This window comes from Mesomycoplasma ovipneumoniae (genome assembly GCF_038095975.1).
In the GTDB taxonomy this organism is placed as follows: domain Bacteria; phylum Bacillota_I; class Bacilli_A; order Mycoplasmatales; family Metamycoplasmataceae; genus Mesomycoplasma; species Mesomycoplasma ovipneumoniae_C.
Window position 1 is genome coordinate 865,549 of sequence record NZ_CP146003.1, and the last position, 20,479, is coordinate 886,027.

Consider the following 20,479-nt stretch of genomic DNA (forward strand, 5'->3'; position numbering starts at 1 on the left):
CACACCTTTTTTCGAATGGTCTGAAACTAGTATACTAATTTATCATTTTTTTTTATTCATTTTTTTTTTTTTTTTGATAATGTTTCAAAATTCGCAATTACACAAATGGTTTAGCTTAAAAATTAGTCTTTTTTGTGCTATAATTTAATCAGCAAAACTTAATAAAAATGTATAAGATTTGAATTTAAGTTTGTAAAAAACAAAGCGGTTTGGTTTATGAAAAAGCTTAGTAAACTTATTTTTTCTAATCTGTTTTTTGGGTCATTATCAATAATTTTATTTTCAGCATGCAATGTAAACAGCGATAAATTGGACTCAAAAAAACAAATTAGTCCTAAAATTCATGCAAAAATTGAAAACCAGCACCAAACCAGTCTTGATGATGTTGATTGGAAAAACATTAATTTTGAATATGACAGCGAAAAATACAATTTGCAAAAATTGAGTTTAAATAAAAATTTTGAGCAAAATTCGTTAAGAGTTAATGTTTTGCTCGTTGATACTAAAAAGCAACTTTCAATACCAAAAGAGTTTGTTTTTACTTCGTTTTTAAAAGCAAAAGACAAAAAACCAGAACCAAATTTAGATAAAATTCAAAATCCAATTAAAGAAGAAGAGCCAAAAAAAGTTGAAGAAAAACCTAATCCACAACCTAATTTTTCTAAAACTAAAATAGAAAAAATTTTAAAACCGCCTAGCTCTGATAAACCTAAAATTACCAGAATTATTAAGCCCCAAGAAAAACCAAAATCACAAATTATAAATAATTTTAGCCCGAAAATCAATAATGTTCCGACTAATAATTCCCCTATTAATAATGTAAATTTAAGTCAATTTCAAACTGTAAATTACAATACAAAAATTTATAATCCACTTTTTGAAGCAACTCCAAAGTTAAAATACACAAATAAAATTTACAGTGAATCACAAAATCCTGAATATTTTAAAGATGATCATTATTTTGGCAAAGATTTTTTACTAAATCATTCAGTGTTGCAAATTATTCAAAATACACCAAAATATCAAACTGGAGTGCATAATTTATACACTTTTTTGTACAATGGCGAAAATAATCAGCCAATTAATTTTCTTGATCCAAATGACCCAAATAGAAATAAAAGATTCTGAGAATTAGCAAAAAATGTTGGTCATTACGGCGATTTTGGTAGAAACAACGATGAAAAATTAATGTTTTATAACCGTGGTATTTCCTATAATGGAATGGCTGAACAAGTATATCTTCCAAAGTTTTCTGAAGTTGAATCTTCTGGGGCACTAAGTAATTCTGAAAATTTGACAGAAATTGTAAAGAAAAATCCTTTTGGTTTTTTACCTTCTAATTTAAGTCAGTTATTTTATTACATGAAAATCGATGAAATTGGCAAAATTTTTAAAATTCATAATTTAAAAAAAGTTAGCGCCAATTTCGATGACAAAAAAGGTGAAATTAGTATTTTGTTTGAAAGCGGTGAAGGAAAAAAACAAATTTGAAAATCAAATCAGGTTAATTCTAATTTAAAAAAAGATATTGACTATGAAAAGTTCATTTATGATCGCTCATTTAGTCTTGGAATTTATGGATTTAAATATTATCAAGATCAATTTTTTGGAAATAGATACGGCACTGAAGCTTTTAAAGAATACGGCACCGCCTGAGTTTTAGATAGAATAACAAATAATGACGCTAATTCTGATAGTTATGAACTTTTAGTTGGAACAAACATTCATGTTTGGAATATGCCACAAATTTTTGACAAAAGCATGTATTTTTTTGACCTAGATAACCAAAATGAAAAATCAAAAAAGTGAAATGCTGGCTTTGTTAACCAAAACTATGAATTTGTTTCTGAAGAAGATGCAAAAAAAGGCAATAAATTAAAGCCTTTTTTTACCGCAGCGCGTTCAGACCATTTAATTTCAGGCAATAAATACGAAAATACATACCAGAAAATTAAAGAATACCCAGTTTTTGATGCTTATGAGAGCTATTTAAGTGCTCCATATTACACTCCACGCTATAAGGTTGAGGGAATAATGGGCCATGATGTCGATGTGGGTCTTAAATATTTAGATAATTATAATGAAGCCACCCGAGTTGGAACAACCAAAAACGGCGGTTCAGACTTTGTTATTTTAAGACTGAAAATTAAAAAAACTGATTTAGAGCATGTTTTACCTGAATTAAAAAAAGCGATTGACTCTGGTACTGAGAAAGACTGACATATTGGTCTAGGTCAAAATGAAAAATTTAGTCCGATAAAAACACAATTTTATGGCGGATATCCAGTTGCAACTAGCGATAATGAAAATGGTGATTGAGAAAAAGGTGTAAATTTTAAGTCTAATAAATCAACAGGCGGAATAATCAACACCCGATCACGTGTAATTAATGATAGTCTTTTTCATGGTCTTTGAGTTCCTTATAATGATGCCGAAAATAAAGACTGAAATGCTAAACATGAAAAGTGAAAAAACTACCAAAAACCATTTCTTGCCAATTTAAAACACGGAATGCTAAAAAAGGTTTTAAATCAGCATTCAAATTTATATACAAAAGTAAATTCTGAAAATAAATTAGACGCACTTGGGCCTGGATCTTCGGGATCGATGGCTATTGATTCAGGTTTTAATTTAATTGGTATAAATTATTCGTATTCGACTGACTCAGAAAACAACACTTTTTCAAATGCAATTTCATTAATGGAGGGTCAATCTACTTATCTTGATGGATTTAACGGCAATATTCGCGAGGATTTTAAGAAAAAATTACAAAAAGACGGCTTATATACAGTTAAAATTAATCCAAAATCCTAAAAATTATCTTAGCTAATTTTTAGGATTAGCAGTTTTTGGCTTTTTTAGATATTTTATTTTGCATTTTTGGCAAAATTCGCGGGCAATTTGGCAAATTTGGCCTAGTATTTTGAGCAAAAACACTTAATTTTAAATCTGACCATCACGAATGAAAAATCTACTTATTAATCAAATAAAGCAAACTAAAAAAGCAAAACATGAAATTTTAAACTACTTTTTTAGTTTAAAACACTGACAAAAATCATAAAAAATACAACAACTATTTAAACTCAATGTAAATAGAAAACTCGTTTTTCTTACATTGAGCCTAAAAAAATATATGAAGTTTTGAAAGAGCAATAATTAAAAGCCATAAATTTGAAGATTTCTAAACGGTTAAATTTAAGACATCCCATCATATCTAAAAATATAATGGATAATTCGCATTTGATGTTTTTTTTATGACAAAAAACATAATCAAGTCCCCCTTAATTCTAATCTCAAAAATTTATTAATTTATTCTTAAGTGAGTTTAATTATAGCAGAAATTTTTTTTTAGACCAAGTATTTTTTTTTTTTTTTGTTTTTTTACAAAGGTTAATTCCAAAATAATAAAAATTAAGATTTTAGCCTCAAAAAACACGGATTTAGCGGTATTTTTGCATATTTATATTCACTAAAAAGCGAATTTTTCCATCAAACTGGGAAACTCAAGGTTAGATGGTTGAATCCGGTTTTTGATCCAATTTTATTATTGTTATAAATTTTTTTGTTGATAAAAGTCTTTGCATTTTTGCTAATCTGGGTTAAAATGATACTTTTTTTAAAAATTTTAATAAAAAAGTGCTATTTTTCATATTTTAAATAAATTCAAATTCATAATATTAAATGAATTTTTTAAAAAATAATTTTAAAAATGGTATAATTTATAAATTAAACTTTATTTTGGAGAAAACATGGAAAATAACAAGAAAAAACTTGATCATTTGAACGAATTACAATACAAAGTTACACAAGAAAATTTTACAGAACCACCTTTTGATAATCTTTATAACGATAATTACGAAGAAGGTGTTTATGTTGATATTATCGACGGAACTCCGCTTTTTTTGTCTTCAACTAAATATAATTCAGGATCCGGTTGACCATCCTTTTGAAAACCTTTAAACGAGGACTCAGTTGTTGAAGTTCTTGATTTTAGCCACTCAATGACTAGAGTTGAAGTTCGCTCAAAAAATGCTGATTCCCATTTAGGGCACGTTTTTAATGATGGACCTAAAGAACAAGGAGGAAGACGTTACTGTATTAATTCAGCTGCCCTTAAATTTATTCCTAAAAATGAATTAAAAAATAATAATCTAGAGCACCTTTTAAAATACTTTGACTAAATTTTATTTAAAACAAAATAAGAAAAATTATTACTTTTAATAATTAATATTGTAAAATTTTAAATTATGAAATTACTAAGAAAATCAAAATTAAACTTTTTATTTTTTTCAGTAATTTTTTTATTTTTATCAAGTTGTTCAGTTGAGTCAAATTTACCTGATAAAATAAGTAAAGATATTGATGATTCACAAAAAATTGCTGCACCGCCTAAACAAGAGCAACCATCTCAACCATCAAATCCAGGTCAAAATCCTTCAACTCCAGGTCAAAATCCATCAACACCTGGTCAAAACCCATCAAATCCAGGTCAAAAACCATCGAATCCATCAAATCCAGGAATTGATAGAGAAACCCAAATTGATAAGGATAAAACTCAAGAAGAAAAAAAGAATCCAGGCATTAGTCAAAAACCTGATTTGCCACCCGCTGTTATAGAAATCCCTGATGAGATTGAAGAAAAACCAGGTGTAATTAAAATAACAGATGATAAAAAGGGCTCAGAACAGCCCAAAATTCCATCTTTTACACCGCAAAAACCGAGCGATGAAGAAAAAATTATTCCCGAACCTTTTGACCCAAAAAAGGATGGAAAAGAAACTGATGTCCAATTAGCTCAATTAAAAGGTTATCTTTCAACTTTACCTAGTTCATTTCGCATTACAAAAAGCATGCAAGATTTATACCCCCTAACAATAATCGGTAAAGGTAAAAGCGATGAATATAAAAATTTTTCTTATGTAAATTTTATTGACCCAATCCAAAATTTGAACGATAAGTATTCGATTAAATTAGATTTTTCTAACGCTGTTGTTGCTTCCACAGGCGCTTCAAACCAAGAAAAACCTATAAATAACGTGCTTTTATTTTTGTATCTTAAAGATAATGAAACAATTAAATCGTCAAAAACAGTCAGTCTTTTTTATAAACAAGAAGAGGCATCGAAAATAAATTTAATAGGCAAGAAATTACCTGATAATTTTAAAAACATTTTCCCATCATTTTTAGCTTTTTCTTTGCTAAACTCCAACAATGATGTCATTTCCAACCCGTTTTTTAATCAAATTGGTCATGTTTTAAATGATCGAAATTTTGGGGTTGGACTTAAAGATACTTTTGCCGAATTTAGCCCTGAAATTAGCGATGATGAAAAGGAAAAATATGGATTTGATGTTGTTAGCGCTCAACCTGATGATGAAAATGGAAAATTAAGACTTAATTTACAAATTTGAAAAATAGATAAAGATACTGAGATAAAAACGTTTTTACCAAATAATAAAAGTCTTGAATTTTCAGGTTTAGCTAAAAATTCAGACAATATTTACCAAATCGAATTATCAAAAAATACTTTAGAAATTGATGTTTTAAAAAATGATGTTAAAAAAACATTATTAGAAAAAGATTTAAATTCCGAGTTTAGTAAAGGCACATTTTTAAAACATTTATTAGACCACTTATATATAAGAGTTAATGCCGAAATTAATAATAAGTGGATTAAATTATCTGAAGTTCAGCATGATGGATGATTGTTTTTCCCGCAAATTCAATCTGCAAATTTAATTGTCAAACAATTAATAGATAATTTGACTTTAGAAAGAAATGGTAAAAAAATAACTTGAATCTTAAATTTAAAAACAGTTTTACTAATTAACAATCAAATTTTGACCCCTAATGGTGAATTTTTCCATGGTAAGGAAAAAATTCACAAAATTAGTGGTGTTCTTGAAATTAATTAAAAAAATTTCAAGTAAATTTTTTTAATTAATTATTTTTTCTAGTGGTACAATTTAATACAATTTTGAAAATTAAAGGCCAAAATTATGAAAACTAAATCAAAAAACACACTTACAGAACGACAATTTATTTTTTATGGGCTAAATTATGTTGTAGGATTTGGCTTTATCGCCACTATTTCGAGAGTAATTAATCAAGGAATTTGGGGTGTTTTTGTCTTTATTCTAACATCTTTAATTACTTTAGCTGTTATTTTTGCTTTTGCTCGAGCTGGCCAAAAATACCAAAATGAAGTTGGTGGTTCTTATGCATATGCTAAGAAAACCTTTAAAAATGGGCTTGTTTTTTTCACAGGTTGAAATCAAGTCGCCCGAATTATGCTTTTTTCGGCAACAAGTCCGCTATTTTTTTCAACTCTACTAACACAATTTGATCCTGATCGCCAATGAGTTTATGTTTCAATCTCATTAGTAGTTTATATAATTTTAATTCTTGCCGGTAGTTTTGGGTTTAAGCTCTCAAAACAAATAATTTTAGTTACTGCTATTTTTAAATGGGCAACACTTCTTATTGGTTTTGGTTTAATTATTTATTTAATTATTCAATCAAATACATATGGGCATACTTTTAGCCAAATCGAACCTTTTAGTGTTACATTATTCGCTAGTACAATTTTATCATTTATTTATTCTTATGGTGGTTTTGAGTCATTAGCGACAATTTCACAAAGTGTCGAAACAAAACGGTTTAAAAAAGTAATAATTCTAATGTTTCTTATAGTAATTTCTTCCTATTTTTTATTTTATATAATTTTTATAGGACTTGGTAAAGAATATCTTTCAAACTTTGGACTTGAACAAGTCTACAAAACTCTTTGAGGTACCACAGGAGTATCACTTTTTACAATCGGATTATTCTTTAATCGAATGTCAGCAACAATGGGATCGGTTCAACCTTATGCAAGATATATTGCCCCACTTGCTGAAGACGGTTTTTTACCTTCAATTTTTGCCAAAAAAAATAAGCACAACGAATACCATCATGCTATTTATCTTTCAGTTTCGCTTGCTATTACTTCAAGTATAATTTTTACAATTATTCCTAGAATTGCCGGTGTTACAGACACCTTTGGTACAATTTTAAAGGCAGGAAATATTTCCTTTTTAATTCAGTATTTTCTCACACTCTTTACAGTTTTGATTTGAAAATGACGAAAAAACGAGCAAATACCAATTTGAGAAATTGTAATTTACATTATAGGTATGATTGTTATTTTATTTACCCTTATTGTTTCACAATTACCATTTATTAGTAGTAGTTCTGAAGAAGTAACTTTTGAGCAGTTTATACCTTTAATAAGTTACGTTGCCGCAATTTTAATTGGGTATATTGTTAAATTTTTAAATTCTTGACTAAAAAAGAGAAAATTGAGAAAAGTAGTTAGTTAATATTGTTTTAAAGTCCATCAAAACATAAAAAAAGCTATGAATTCATAGCTTTTTTTATGTTTTAGTTTGCTATAAATTCAAAAAATTTCAAGAAAAATAAAGACAATAAGTTAAGCCGAATTTAAGTTTATTGACTAAAAAAGCTAAAATTTTAACTTAAAAGGTAAAATTATGAAATTTTTAAACTACTTTTTTAGTTTAAAACACTAACAAAAATCATAAAAAATACAACTACTATTTAAACTCAATGCAAATAGAAAACTCATTTTTATTTATGCTGAGCCTAAAAAAACATATGAAGTTTTGAAAGAACAATAATTCAAAGCCTTAAATTTATAGATTTCTAAACGGGTGAATTTAAGGCATTCCATCATATTTAAAAACATAATGGAAAATTCGCACTATTTGATTTTTTTCATGCAAAAAAACATAATTAATCCCCCTAATTCAATATCAAAATTTATTAATTAATTCTTAGTGAGGTTTATTATAACATAATTTTTTCTTAGACCAAACATTTTTTTTTTTTTTTGCAAAAGCTTAGATTTAAAATAATAAAAATTAAGGTTTTGCCTCAAAAAACATGGATTTGACGGTATTTTTGCATATTTATACTCAGTAAAAAGTGAATTTTTGACATCAAATTGGAAAACTCAGGAAAAAAATAAAAATAATAAGTTAAGCCAGATTTAGGTTTATTTACTAAAAAAGAACAATAAAAAGACTTTTTAGCTAAAAAGTTTTTTTTAACGTTTTCTTGGTCTTTTTTCTTAATTTAGAGCAGAAGGAGGGCGTATGAATAAAAAATTAATCCATTATGCAATCAAATATAAAGGGGATTATTTTTCAATCCAAAAGGCAATTCAACAAAATGAAGAGGTAAGTGATGAGCAAATAGAAAAAGTTGAACAATTAATTAATTCAGGGGAGGTTAGGGCAATTACAATTACAGATAAAAATTACCCTGAATCCTTGCGGATTCTTAAAAACCCACCATATGTGATATTTTATAGTGGCAATATCGAATTTTTAAATGACCTGCAACCAAAAGCTTCACTAATTGGTGAAAATTACATCCCCCAGGTTCAAAATTTTTTTAATCGTTCACTTGATCAAATAATAAAAAGACACGTTTTAGTAACAAATGCATATAAAGGAGTGGAACAAAAAGTAATGGAATTTTTCCGTTTACATGAAATACCAATTATTGGCGTTTCAGTAAATGGTGTTGAAAATCCTTGAATGTTTGAAAATTTTAAAGATTACGATAAATTGTTGATAATTTCTGAATACCCTAAGGGGGTCAATATTAATAAAAAACGGCTAATCCAGCGGAATCGATTAGTTGCCGCTCTTAGTAATTTTTTAGTGATTTATTCACTAAGGCAAAAAGGTGGATCACAAAATCTAGTTAATTATTTTCTCGATCTTGGTAAGGAAATTTATTGCTTTTATGATGATAATTATGAGAATCTAATTGATTTTAAAGGTTCTTTTGACTTAATTTATCAAGGAGCAAATTGGATAACTGAAATCAAAGATGTGCATTACAAAATAGGAATGGGTGAAGAATAATGTATTTTTTAAGTTTATTTCAAGACACAAAAGTTGGAAGTGAGTTATCGACTCTTGCAACTACGTTGCAAAATTGAATAAAATATCTGACTCAAATAGGAATGCCTGTTGTTGGCGGAATTTTAGTTGCCGCAATCGTCTTTTTTGCAACAATGCTTTCAATTTCCCACGATGTTGAAAAGCGGGATAAGTGAAAAAAAGCACTAATTTGATCTTCAATTGGATTTGTAATCATTCTAGTTGCCCTTGGATTATCAACAGTAATAATTTCTGTTGCAAGTTCAGCAGCAACTGGCGGAGCTAAAGGGTAATGTTTGGTTGACTTTTTAGTGGTTTAATCAATATTATTACCTACCCATTTTTTGTTTTAGGATGGTATTTACTTGTTTATTTACCTTTTTCAGTTATAGCCTTTTTTAATTATATTTTCGAAAAAATTGGCATAAACATTATTGTCCATGCAATTTTTCACAGACAAACTTTTTCGTTCGAAAGTCTTCCAATCGGTTTTTGAATTTTTGCAATTGCCTCGATTTCAATGGGCTTTATTGTTCTTATTTTACGATATGTTAAATTTTTAATTATTCGCCGTAATTCTGCAGATACAGAAATTGCGGCAATGTCAAAAGTTAGTGTTGGCTCTTTTATTTTTATTTTTACTTTTCCGGTTATTTTTTTTGCTTTACTAATTGCGATTCAGTCAACCTTAACAATAATAAATAATTATATTAGTGGTGATCAAAATTTAATTGATTTAATGTTAAGATCAGCATCAAATAAAATTCCTGACAGTGAAATTAAAACAATTAGTGAAGAATTTAGTGTTCCATCTTATTCAACTTTTACGACAATGGAATCAGGTGAGGCAATAATTTTAATTATAACACTTTCGGCATCTTCAATTGTTGTTGCCTATATTTTAGGAATTAGTTTTATTTCACTTTTCACTGCATCAGCGCAACTTTTTATGAATTTTATAACAATGCCACTTTGAGCAGTAAGTAGCATTTGGGACGATGGTCGAAAACTAAAAAGTTGAACAAGAACATTTTTTGGGCAATTTGCGGTAATTATTATTTACCAAGTCAGTTTTAATTTGTTCTTAATTTGAGTAGCTTCGACCTATAAAATTGCAGATTCAATTGATTTTGAAGGAGCAAAAGGGATATTTATCTTCCGTTTTTTGCTAAAAATATCTTTTATAATCGGGGGCGGACTGGCAATTTCTACCTTTACTCGCCAAATTGCCGCTAATTATGGACAGGCCGGAGCTGTTGAACACCACCAAAGATTGGCTTCTTCTACTCTAAAAGTTGGAGGAGTTGCGCTTGCTGGGGCGGCCGGGACAATGTTTAAATTAAACCAAAATAATCACAAAAATGCTACTGATTTAACAGGCCTGCCTTCAAAATGAAATCAAAAAGAGCCTTTTGATATTATTGATAATTCAATTCGTCCAAACCAAAAGCAAAGCCCTTGAAGAAATGCGATGAACCTAGTGGGAGTCGGGGCTGGAGTTGCTTATGCCGCGACTAAAGCTAAACCTTTGATTAAAAAGTGACGAAATTACAGAGCTAATCGGGCTTTAAATGGTGAACAAACAGGATTAAAAAATTTTTTTAGCAAAAAAATTAATAATTTATTCTCGAAATTTAAAAGGGGTGATTCAAGTCAAAATTTAGATAAAAAGCCAAAAAATACACGGTCAACTGTTGAAAAAACAGCAGAAAACCCATCATCTCAAGATAAAATCGAAGAAACAGCAAAAATGAATCAAAATGATGCATTATTGACTGAAAAAAGCCCAATTTCTGATGATAAATTACAGCAAACTGATTCATTAAGTCAATCTAAAAATCAATCTACTGATGAAAAACAGCCAAAAATTGAAAAAAATGATGTTGAAATTGCGCCAAATTTAGATCAACAAGAGAATTCTGAAAATAAATCTGATGAAAAACAGCAAACTGAAAATCCAGAAATAGCAGAAAAACCTGCAAAAAAACAAGGCTTTTGAGCTAGATTTTGAGGTGAGTGACCAAAAGAAGAGACTAAAAAAACGCGAAGAAAATCTTCCAAAACAAAAGATGAAACCTCTGAAAAAGAAGCTAAAAAAGTTAAAAAAGCAGTAAAAAAGAAAGAAACTAAAGCAGAAAAAGCAGCCGAATCTAAAGAAAAAAAGGTAAAAATTGAAAAATCTGATTCAAAATTAGATGAAAAAACTAGTGATACAAAAGAAAAGGCGAAAAAAGTAAAAACTAGTGAAAAAAGTAGCACTGCATCTGCAACATCAGACGAAAAATCTTCCATAGCTAAAGATGAAAATTCAAAAAACATTGAAAAATCAGGACCACAAATTGAACAAAATGATGAAAAAATCGACAATTCAGCACCTAAAAAAACATGAACTAGAAGTAAAAAAGCAGAAATTAATACTGACAGTCAAGCCCAAAACAATACTGAAATAATTTTAAATTCTGAATTAAGAACTGGTGAATCTAACCAAAATTTAAAACCAGTTAAAGATGAATTAAACGAAAATATGACCAAAAAAGATCAGCAAATTCAGGACAGTTCAGATAAATCAAACACTAATAGTGCTAAAAAACAAGAAAAAGATAAGTTAAACAATTAATACAAACTTTTTGTATTTTGGATAGGTAAATTATGAAATTACAAAATAAACGAATTAAAAATGTTCAAATCCAAATTTTTCGACACATTACGCTAATTGACATTCCGGTAATTATCGTTTTGTTTTTAGTTTCTGCCTCTATTGGTTTTGCGCTGCCTGAAAATTTATTTATTTTGGTAAAAATGTTGATTTCTACGGCATTTTTTTTAGTTTGAACAGTTCCATTAATAAAATACTACAAAAATTGGGGGCTAAAAGGCTATAAAATTATCTGGTATATTGCTCTCTATTTTACAAGACCTAAAGTTTATAGCAAAATTTCCTCGACAAGTGCAAATACACGAAATTTATTACCATATAGCCGTGCTAAACAGGATTTTATTAAAATTTCAGGCGGTTTTATAGCTGGAATTGAAATTTATGGTCAAGATATTTTTAGCATTGGAAGTCAAAAAATCGAACAAATTCTTGAACAATTTACAACAAGTCTTAATGCTGTTAATAGTCGAATTTCGATTGTAAAAATTGCTCATCCTAATGATTTAACAAAAAATAAACTATTTTTTTTACAAAATCAGGATGAATGCAAAGCCAATTTGAACGAGAATTTTTGCCAGTTTTACAAAAATGATATTGCAAATTTTGACACTTATTTGCATCATCGCTATTTTATTATTATTTATGAAAAAAATGACGTTAGTTTGCTTCAGCAACTTAATTTGCTCAGATCGAACATTTCATCAACAGGTTTTCGTGCTAAAACTTGCACACTTAGAGATTTACTTGATTTAAATTTGAAAATAATCAATTTTAGTGATTTTTTAAGTGATCAGGAATACAAAAAAATTCAAGAAGGTGATGATATTAGTAAATATTTGGCACAAGACCGAATTGAATGACATCCAGAACATTTTAAAATTAATGACATTTATTTTTCAGTTCAAACAATTAATGAATATCCTTTTAATCTTCCTCTTGGATGAGCAGCTCAACTTTTTTCAACAAATAGCAGCGTGGTTTGGCATTTAAATCGACTAACAAGTGCCGAAAAAGAAATAAGTTTTAACCGAGGTGCGAAAAATTTAGAATCTAATTTGAATGACCAAAAAAATGTTGTCCAAAAATCTAAAACCGCTACAGAACGAGCAGCTCTTGAAGAAATAATTAACATTGCTGGCTCTTCAAATGAAGAAATTTTTTATTCGACATTTATTTTTTTGAATTGAGGGGAGACTAAATCTCAACTTAAAGAAATTGAAAGTAAAAATCGAAATAATTTAAGAAACATTGGTGGAACAATAAATCCACTAAAATACCGTCAATTACAAGGTTTTGCTTCACTTTTTTTTCGATTTAGCAACTTTTTAAAGGAAGAAATTGAAATGCAAGCAAGTAATGTTGCTTTTGGAATTCCTTTTACATCGCGAAATTTTAATGACGGAAATTATAATATAATTGGGATTAGTAAAACTGATTATACACCTATTTTTTTCGATCTTTTTTTGCAAAATCAAGATCGAAAAAATTCAAATTGTTTCATTTTAGGAACTTCTGGTGCTGGTAAGTCGACACTGACAAAAAAATTGCTAACTTATAATAAAGCTGTCGGAAATTCAGTGATTATTTTAGATCCACAAAACGAATATTGGAAAATCGGTGAAGAACTAAAAGCAAATACAATTAATTTTGCCAGTGGATCATCAACAATTTTTAACCCTTTACAAATTCAAAAAGTTTTTAATCCTCAGTCAAAAATTATTGATGAAAGTATTTATAATAACGCCGAAACTATTTCACTTCACCTGCAAAATTTAGAGCGATTTTTTGGCATTTTGCTTCCAAATTTAGATCACAAAATGCTAATGTCAATCATTGAATGTGTCAATGAAATCTATAAAAATAAGAACTTTTATACACTTTTTAATGATGTTAGCCTTCTAGAACCTAGTGAATTTCCAACTATTGATGACTTAATTGCCAATTACAAGTCAATGGATTTTTCCTACATTAGTCAGCATGAAAAAATGATTGTCTCATCAACTTTAGAATATGAATTTAGTAAATACGGGAAACTCAATAGACTTTTTAATGGGCAGAATTCCAACTTTGATATTCAAAATGGTCTTGTAATTTTTAATGTTTCAACATTGATGCATCTTGAAAAACGTATTTATCAGGCAGCATTTTTTTTGATCCTGTCATTTATAGAAGGGAAAATTGCTACAAATTTTTACAAAAATAAAAAAATTACCCTAATTGTCGACGAAGCACACCGATTTATTGATGAATCAAACACAATCGCGCTAGATTTTTTGTTTAAAATTGCTAAAACCATTCGTAAATACAACGGTGGTTTGATCATAACAACACAAAATCCCGGCGATTTTGCAATTAGCGGTGAAGCTGCCCGAAAAAGTGAAGCTATTATTGAAAACTGCCAGTATGCTTTCTTTTTTAATTTAAAAAGTAATGATATAAATAAAGTAGACAAACTTTTTTCATCTTCAGGTGGGCTTACTGATGAAGAAAAAAAATTTATTGCACTGGCCCAAATAGGTGAGTTCATTTTTTCTGCAAATTTAAATGATCGATATATTTGTTCAGGTTATTTTAACAATGCAGAGAAAAAATTATTTTTCGATAAAGGAGATAAACTAATTAACAAAGGAGATTAATGAGCAAAAAAATACCATTTTTTTTAATTTCTGGCCTTATTCCTGTGCTTTTTTTGTCAGCAGGTTACCAAAACACAGCTTATTTTAAGTTAAATAATTATGATAATTATGAAATAAAATCTGAATTTGCAAATTTTAGTGCTCAATTTGACTTGGAAATCGAAAGACAACCTGATTCATTTAGTTTTGAATGAATAAAAGACAACAAAATTGACTCAAAAAGTGAAATAAGAAAACTAAATTCATATTGATTTGATCGAACAATCAAAGAAAAATTTTACAAACCAGGCTCAAAACCTGAAATAAGAGATGAGAATTTAGCACCTGAATATTGTAGTCAACTTGAAAGTTGTCGAAATTGACAATTTTATTTAAGTGAATCCAGATTTAGAGATTGAAAACAAGAAACAGTTTTTAACATTTACGGCGAATATGATAAGTCAATTTTTGATCGAAATTCATTATCAATTACATCAAAAAAATATAATAAAATCAACATTTCAAACATTTTAAATGAATATGCCAAAAATAAAATTAGCGAACTTGAAAAGAATTTTAATCTTAAAAATATAAAAATAAGTCATTTAATTTACAGTGTAGGGTTTGAATTGCAAAGAGATAAAATTAAAAAATTTATTGTAAATTTGCAATATCGATATTCATACCAAAAAAGAGTTTTAAATAAGGATCTAGAGCTTGAAAAATATTTGTCAGATTTAAGGCAAAATTTTAATAACTCGATTATCAAGAATAACCAAATTTCGATAAAAATTGAAACAAATCAACAAAATAATAATGAAATACAAAGTTTTTCGCTAACTTCATCTCAAAAAGGTCTAAAAGAAATTGAAAAAAAAGTTGCTGAATTTTCAAGCGAACTTTTTAAAAAAGGAAAAAAATACAATGCAGATCTCCATTTTAACGTTATTAGCGACACGCAAATCGAATTTTTTATCAGATTTAAGCACCCACAGGATAAAAATTTTTACAATTTCCAGTTAAATAACAAGGTGAATGTACGCCCATTTTTTGAAAATAATGATAAGTTTTGAAAAAGACTGACAATTATTCCGGGTAATATTTATGATTCTAAAACTTATGAATCAAAAATTGACGAACCAGTGAAAATTTCTGAACCAAAAAGCGAAACAATCGAAGGCGGAGTTCGGAAAATATACGGCGGAAAATGAGAATATCATAATAAAATAAAGCTAAATTTCATTACAAATCCAGATGAAAATGAAATTTTATATGTCAACGGAAATCCTGTAGATGTTTTAGATCTTAATTTTGATTATGATCTTGAGGACCTAAGACTTGAACAAAAAAACCAGCAAAATTCAACAAACAGTTATAAAATTGAAATTAAAAAATTTAAAAAAGACAATAAAATACAGGATAATTCAGAATTAGTTGCTATTTATGAAATTGAATTTGTAATTAAAACAGCAAATTCAATTATGGATATAAAGTGGTTTGCTTGAGATCCAAAAAATAATAAAGATCAACAAAAATTAATTGAACCTTACTTAAAAGACAAAAATGATCAAATAATTTATGATCAATTTGGAGTTAAGGTCAAAAATCCTGAATATGATCCGTTAATTGATACAAAAACTGGGACTAAAAAACAAATTGTTTGAGTATCGACCGGCAAAAATCCTAATTCTATACCTGAAAACAGCAATTTTGCTCAACTTCCAAGCGAAATTTCACGTTTTAATTTAGGTCTTGAATCAGAATTTGGATTCATTGCAGAAGCAAGTGTTAGTGGAAAAGGCGCTAATATAGTGTTAAATTCAAATCCTGAAAATGATAAAGTTTCATCTTTTAGATATTTAGTTGACTCAGATAATAGTGAAAATTTTGAAATTTTAAACAAAAATGGCAAAAAATCAGAAAAATTCGACATTACAAATAGTGCAAATAAATATTTTTCGATTGGGGGAGTTTGACTTTTTTCTTCTAAATTTGATAAAGGACTTTCATCATATAAAATTGTTTCTATTGGTGAAAATTCAAGTTCACAACTTTTTAATGATGTTTTCCCAAATAAATCAATTATCCCTTTTTGGGAATCAAAAGCAGGCCAAATTTTAGAACAATATTTACTTCTAGAAAAAATAACAAATGAAAATATCAAAAAACTGACATATGAACAAATTTTATTATATTGAAGAAATTTTATAGATAATGTTGTAAAAACAAAGCAAATTAAGAAAATTAATCAAAAATTAGACGAAAACATCGAAATTAAAAACAAAATTGTCTTATTAGTTCAAAAAAATTTAAATTTTGAAAATTTAGAACAGACAAATAACCAAAAAATAGGTTCAAATCACGGTTTTGAGAGCTCAACAGGCAACAAAGTTCTCGAAATTAACCCAGAAATGATTTCTGAAATATCTAAATTTTTTGTAGATGACAATGAAAATTCTAGTAATATTGATATAAAAATTGAAAATATTGTTCAGGGTCAAGATAATAAATTTGATTTTGACATTAAAATAGTTAAAAAAGATGATAAAAAAGCAGAAAATTTTGAAGAAATTTTAGGTATCCTAAGTTTTTCTGACATTGAAATTAAAGATTCAGAGCAAAATAAAAATAAAGCTAAAATTAAATTTAATTTGAAAAATGACAAACATACAGTAAATCAAAATTTGCAAAATTCATCTCAAATAATTGATTACTTTTCAAATCAAGAAAATTTTGACAAAGTAAATCTGTTTTTAGAAGAAAATGACGAAAATATAATTGCCAATTTTGATCTAAAACCTGAGTTTAAAGAGCTTTTTCATTTACAAACTCCCTTTATTGTTGTGAAAAAAAGCACAAAAAATAGTGAAATTTTTCAAGATTCAAGAAATATTTTTGATGAACTTTTGTTAGAGCGAATCAATCTTACTGGTATCGAGAACTTGCAAAATGCCAAAAATTTTATATTACAGCAAATCCAGGCGAGTTGAAAAGATGTTAAATACAACTATAATGTCGATTTTGTAATTGAAAATTTTGATAATGTCGTCGAAAATGTGATAAAAAATGCCGAAGAAAGTGAACAAATACCTCACAAAATTTGAAATTTGACTCTAAAAGTCAAGAAAAATCAAATTAATAAATTTTATGGATCGAAAACTATTAAACTTGTTAATATTATAGGAAGTCTAAATAACCCTAAAATTAGCAATTTAAATCAAATTAAAGCCAAAGAATTTAGTCTTTCTATTTCAAAAAACAGTGAAAATTTGGAAAATGCCATTAAAGATCATGTCTATAACCTTCTTTTGCCTGAAGAAATTGATTCAAAAAAATATTTGTACTTACAGAATATTTCACAAATTGTGAATAATTTTCGGACTAATCCAAAATTAGAAAAGGCAACACTTGTTTTAAAACCTGGAACACCTCAGCTAAATGGAAAAAAAGAACTTACTATTTTTAATTCAGATTTTACAACTTTAGGCGATCTAACTTTGGGCGGTTTAGAAAAAAATTCTGAAATTACTAAGTCAAATATTTCAAAATCCACAGCTTATTGACTAATTCCGTTAATTATTTTTTCAATAATAGGATTACTGTTTTTTGGCTTTTGGATTTACAACAAATTTATCGCAAAGTTTAAAAATTAGAAGCCTCAGAAAAATTAAATAAATTAAAATCGCAAATAGTTAATAAAAAAAAGTCTTTTACTTGAATAAAAGACTTTTTTTTATTAATAAATTTTAATTAATTTGTTGACTAAAAATAATTATAACTATTTTTTGTTAGACTTTGTTTAAGAAAGGAGTTTTTCAGATTTTTAAAAATTTTTTCAAAAAACAAAATAATAGCTGTTTTAGATAGGTTTTTTCAACTAAGAAGAAAAATTTTAGCCTTGATAGATAGAGCTAAATTTAAAAAAATATTTAAAATTCAGTCACTAAAGCTGAAGTTTTAGTTATTGAACTTTTTTAAATTTTTATATTCAAAGGTCGCAGGAGCTTTACGCCCAAAAACATTTTCAAGTTCTACTGTTATTAAGGTTTTAGTCTCATTCATCTCGATAATTTTACCAATATCGCCAGAAAAAGGACCTTGAGTCACTTTTACCCAATCGCCAATTTGTCAAGTTATTGCAGTAGTATCGTTAGTTTCTTGAAAACTAAGAACTTTTTGATTTCAATTTTCTTTCATTCGCTCGAATTGCCGAATTGAAATTGGCGTTGGTTTAGTTCCTCTACCATGAGAACCCACAAGTCCAGTTACATATTGAGTATTTCTAACAACAAATCAGGCTTTATCAACCATATTCATCTTGATAAAAAAGTAACCCTTATATAAATTACGGTATTTGAGTTTTTTTTCAGTTTTTCCGTTTGTGGCCTCCTCATAATAAGGGACGTCAAATTTGATTATTTCCTGAAAGTGCTCTTCTAAATTTTCGTATTTTATTCGGTTTTTAAGTAAAGTAATTGCAACATCTTCTTTTGATGAAATAGTTGAAATCATGTATCACTTATATATTTTCATAGTATTTTTTGCTCCTTTCTAAATTCCTACTCCGGCTTGATTTCAAATATAGGCAGCAATAATTGTAATTGCGAAAAAAACAGCCATAAAAATAAGTGAAAAAATTATTGTTTGCCCAAAACTTTGAAAAGCGACTCGACTTGTTGGTCATTTTACCCTTTTCATCTCTTTAATAAAAAGGCGAAAGAAAAATTTTTTTTTCCTTTTTTTTGTCTCGTCAGGGATTTTAATATTTTTGGCTTGTTTTTTTCACATTATTTTTCCTCTTGGTGTAAAGTAGATTTGCGACATATTTTGCAAAATTTATTAATCTGAAGGCGAGTTTGAAGCGATTTATTTGTTTTATAGTTCCGATTTTTACAAACAAAGCAGCTTAGACTAATTTTTTTCTTCATATTATCCTAAAAATTTAACATTACAGTCTATAATTATATATTAATTTAGGAAAAAACTTCTTAATTTATTACTTGTAGCTCGAATAAAATCATTAACCTTTTGTGTGGTGATGCCAATTTTTTTAGCAATAACATTAGTTGGAATGTCTTGAATAAAAAACATTTCAAACATTTCCATCTCAAGTTCATCAAAAGACTCGGTAATTCGGTTGTAAATATCCTGAATTTCTAGTTTGTGAAGCTCACTTTCGACAGCAAATTCGATATTTTCAGGTAATTCATCAAGTGAAACCGAAAAGTTTGCTATTTGATAGTTTTTTGTGGTAAAAGAAGTTGCATATCCTAGCATAAACAGTTTAATTTTGTGAACCAAATAATTTTCAAGCGGGATACCTAAACTCGGGTCAAATTCTTCATATAACTGCACAAATTTGTCAATTGAAGCATTAAATAGGTCTTGATAAGTTATCGGTGTTAAGGCAAAAGTTTTTATTACTTGTTTTGAGCAAGCTAATAAAATATGCGAATATTTGTTTAAAACGGTAAAATATCTCTTATTTTTAGCTATTTTTTTCTTACGATCTAATCACATTTTGTAAATAAAACCTCATAGTTCTTTATTTTTGTTTGTTTTTTAGATAAAAAAGTATAATTCCCGTTGCAACTGTAACATTTAGAGAGTCAATTTTACCTTCCATCGGAATAAAAAATGACTCATCGCTAGCATACAAACTACTTTTTTTAATTCCAGTAGCCTCATTGCCAACTATAACTGCACAGGGAAAATTAAACTGAATTTCATTAATTTTTTTACTTTTTTCGCTTAAATCAGTGGCATAAATTCAAAAACCTATTTTTTTTAATTTATTAATTGCAGCTACAATTGAATTTACAAGAATAAACTTGATACCAATAAAACCACCTGATGCGACTTTGAAAGTAGTTTCATTAAGTTTAGCTGCTCGCTTTTTGGGCAAAATTATATGCTTAATTCCAAAACAATTTGCTGTTCTAATAATGTTACCGAGATTATTTTGATCATGAATATGATCAAGAATTAAAACAATTTCGGGTCTATCCTTGCTTAAAACATCAATTTCAAAAAATTTAAAGTTTTCAACAACACCAACAAAGCCTTGGTGGTTTGCAAAAACTAATTTATCTAAAAAATCTTTATTAACTATTTGTACTTTTTGGTTCGAAAAAATTGGACTATCTGGCTGTTTTAAACAGTAAATTTGTTTAAAAACAAACCCATTTTTAATTGCTTCTATCACCGAATTCTTGCCACAGATATATTTAAGCATATTTTTTCACTTTCGTATG

At 27.9% G+C, this 20,479-nt stretch carries 14 protein-coding genes; 9 read left to right on the forward strand and 5 right to left on the reverse strand.

What is annotated here, in order from left to right; all coding sequences use genetic code 4:
- Positions 1-216 precede the first annotated feature (216 nt).
- The 9 genes from V3255_RS03080 to V3255_RS03120 all read left to right on the forward strand — a co-directional run bounded on the left by V3255_RS03080 (position 217) and on the right by V3255_RS03120 (position 17,878).
- Positions 217-2,814, forward strand: coding sequence for an MAG2960 family serine endopeptidase lipoprotein (locus tag V3255_RS03080; RefSeq protein WP_333503811.1), 2,598 nt, complete (start codon positions 217-219; stop codon positions 2,812-2,814).
- Between the two features lie 935 nt (positions 2,815-3,749).
- Positions 3,750-4,181: a peptide-methionine (R)-S-oxide reductase MsrB gene (gene msrB, locus V3255_RS03085; protein ID WP_277446629.1), complete on the forward strand. Its 432-nt coding sequence runs from the start codon at positions 3,750-3,752 to the stop codon at positions 4,179-4,181.
- Between the two features lie 66 nt (positions 4,182-4,247).
- On the forward strand, positions 4,248-5,915 hold the full coding sequence (locus V3255_RS03090; protein ID WP_333503812.1) for an LppA-related lipoprotein: 1,668 nt from the start codon (positions 4,248-4,250) through the stop codon (positions 5,913-5,915).
- Between the two features lie 81 nt (positions 5,916-5,996).
- Positions 5,997-7,361: an APC family permease gene (locus tag V3255_RS03095; RefSeq protein WP_308700575.1), complete on the forward strand. Its 1,365-nt coding sequence runs from the start codon at positions 5,997-5,999 to the stop codon at positions 7,359-7,361.
- 795 nt (positions 7,362-8,156) lie between these two features.
- The gene (locus tag V3255_RS03100; RefSeq protein ID WP_044284021.1) at positions 8,157-8,936 is read left to right on the forward strand and encodes a DNA-processing protein DprA; all 780 of its coding nucleotides are present in this window, start codon (positions 8,157-8,159) and stop codon (positions 8,934-8,936) included.
- Positions 8,936-9,247: an Mbov_0395 family pilin-like conjugal transfer protein gene (locus V3255_RS03105; RefSeq protein WP_277446625.1), complete on the forward strand. Its 312-nt coding sequence runs from the start codon at positions 8,936-8,938 to the stop codon at positions 9,245-9,247. The genes V3255_RS03100 and V3255_RS03105 overlap by 1 nt, the downstream gene beginning before the upstream one ends.
- Complete coding sequence (locus V3255_RS03110; RefSeq protein WP_341516235.1) at positions 9,247-11,571, forward strand: Mbov_0396 family ICE element transmembrane protein; 2,325 nt, start codon at positions 9,247-9,249, stop codon at positions 11,569-11,571. The genes V3255_RS03105 and V3255_RS03110 overlap by 1 nt, the downstream gene beginning before the upstream one ends.
- Before the next feature lie 32 nt (positions 11,572-11,603).
- A complete protein-coding gene (locus tag V3255_RS03115; RefSeq protein ID WP_337896818.1) occupies positions 11,604-14,246 on the forward strand; it encodes an Mbov_0397 family ICE element conjugal transfer ATPase in 2,643 nt (880 codons plus the stop codon).
- Positions 14,246-17,878: an Mbov_0399 family ICE element protein gene (locus V3255_RS03120; protein WP_333503816.1), complete on the forward strand. Its 3,633-nt coding sequence runs from the start codon at positions 14,246-14,248 to the stop codon at positions 17,876-17,878. The genes V3255_RS03115 and V3255_RS03120 overlap by 1 nt, the downstream gene beginning before the upstream one ends.
- 304 nt (positions 17,879-18,182) lie before the next feature.
- On the opposite strand, the gene nusG is transcribed toward V3255_RS03120, so the two are convergent.
- The 5 genes from nusG to rlmB are packed head-to-tail and all read right to left on the reverse strand — an operon-like array spanning position 18,183 to position 20,460.
- Entirely contained in the window at positions 18,183-18,758 is a 576-nt protein-coding gene (gene nusG / locus V3255_RS03125) for a transcription termination/antitermination protein NusG (protein ID WP_333503817.1), read from the reverse strand.
- Positions 18,759-18,776: 18 nt separating this feature from the next.
- Complete coding sequence (gene secE / locus V3255_RS03130; RefSeq protein WP_318090080.1) at positions 18,777-19,013, reverse strand: preprotein translocase subunit SecE; 237 nt, start codon at positions 19,011-19,013, stop codon at positions 18,777-18,779.
- Positions 19,013-19,153, reverse strand: coding sequence for a 50S ribosomal protein L33 (rpmG, locus tag V3255_RS03135; RefSeq protein ID WP_010320912.1), 141 nt, complete (start codon positions 19,151-19,153; stop codon positions 19,013-19,015). Before rpmG ends, secE begins: the two co-directional genes overlap by 1 nt.
- A 40-nt stretch (positions 19,154-19,193) precedes the next feature.
- Positions 19,194-19,745: a sigma-70 family RNA polymerase sigma factor gene (locus V3255_RS03140; protein ID WP_044284027.1), complete on the reverse strand. Its 552-nt coding sequence runs from the start codon at positions 19,743-19,745 to the stop codon at positions 19,194-19,196.
- Between the two features lie 25 nt (positions 19,746-19,770).
- Positions 19,771-20,460, reverse strand: coding sequence for a 23S rRNA (guanosine(2251)-2'-O)-methyltransferase RlmB (rlmB, locus tag V3255_RS03145; protein ID WP_333503818.1), 690 nt, complete (start codon positions 20,458-20,460; stop codon positions 19,771-19,773).
- Positions 20,461-20,479: the final 19 nt, after the last annotated feature.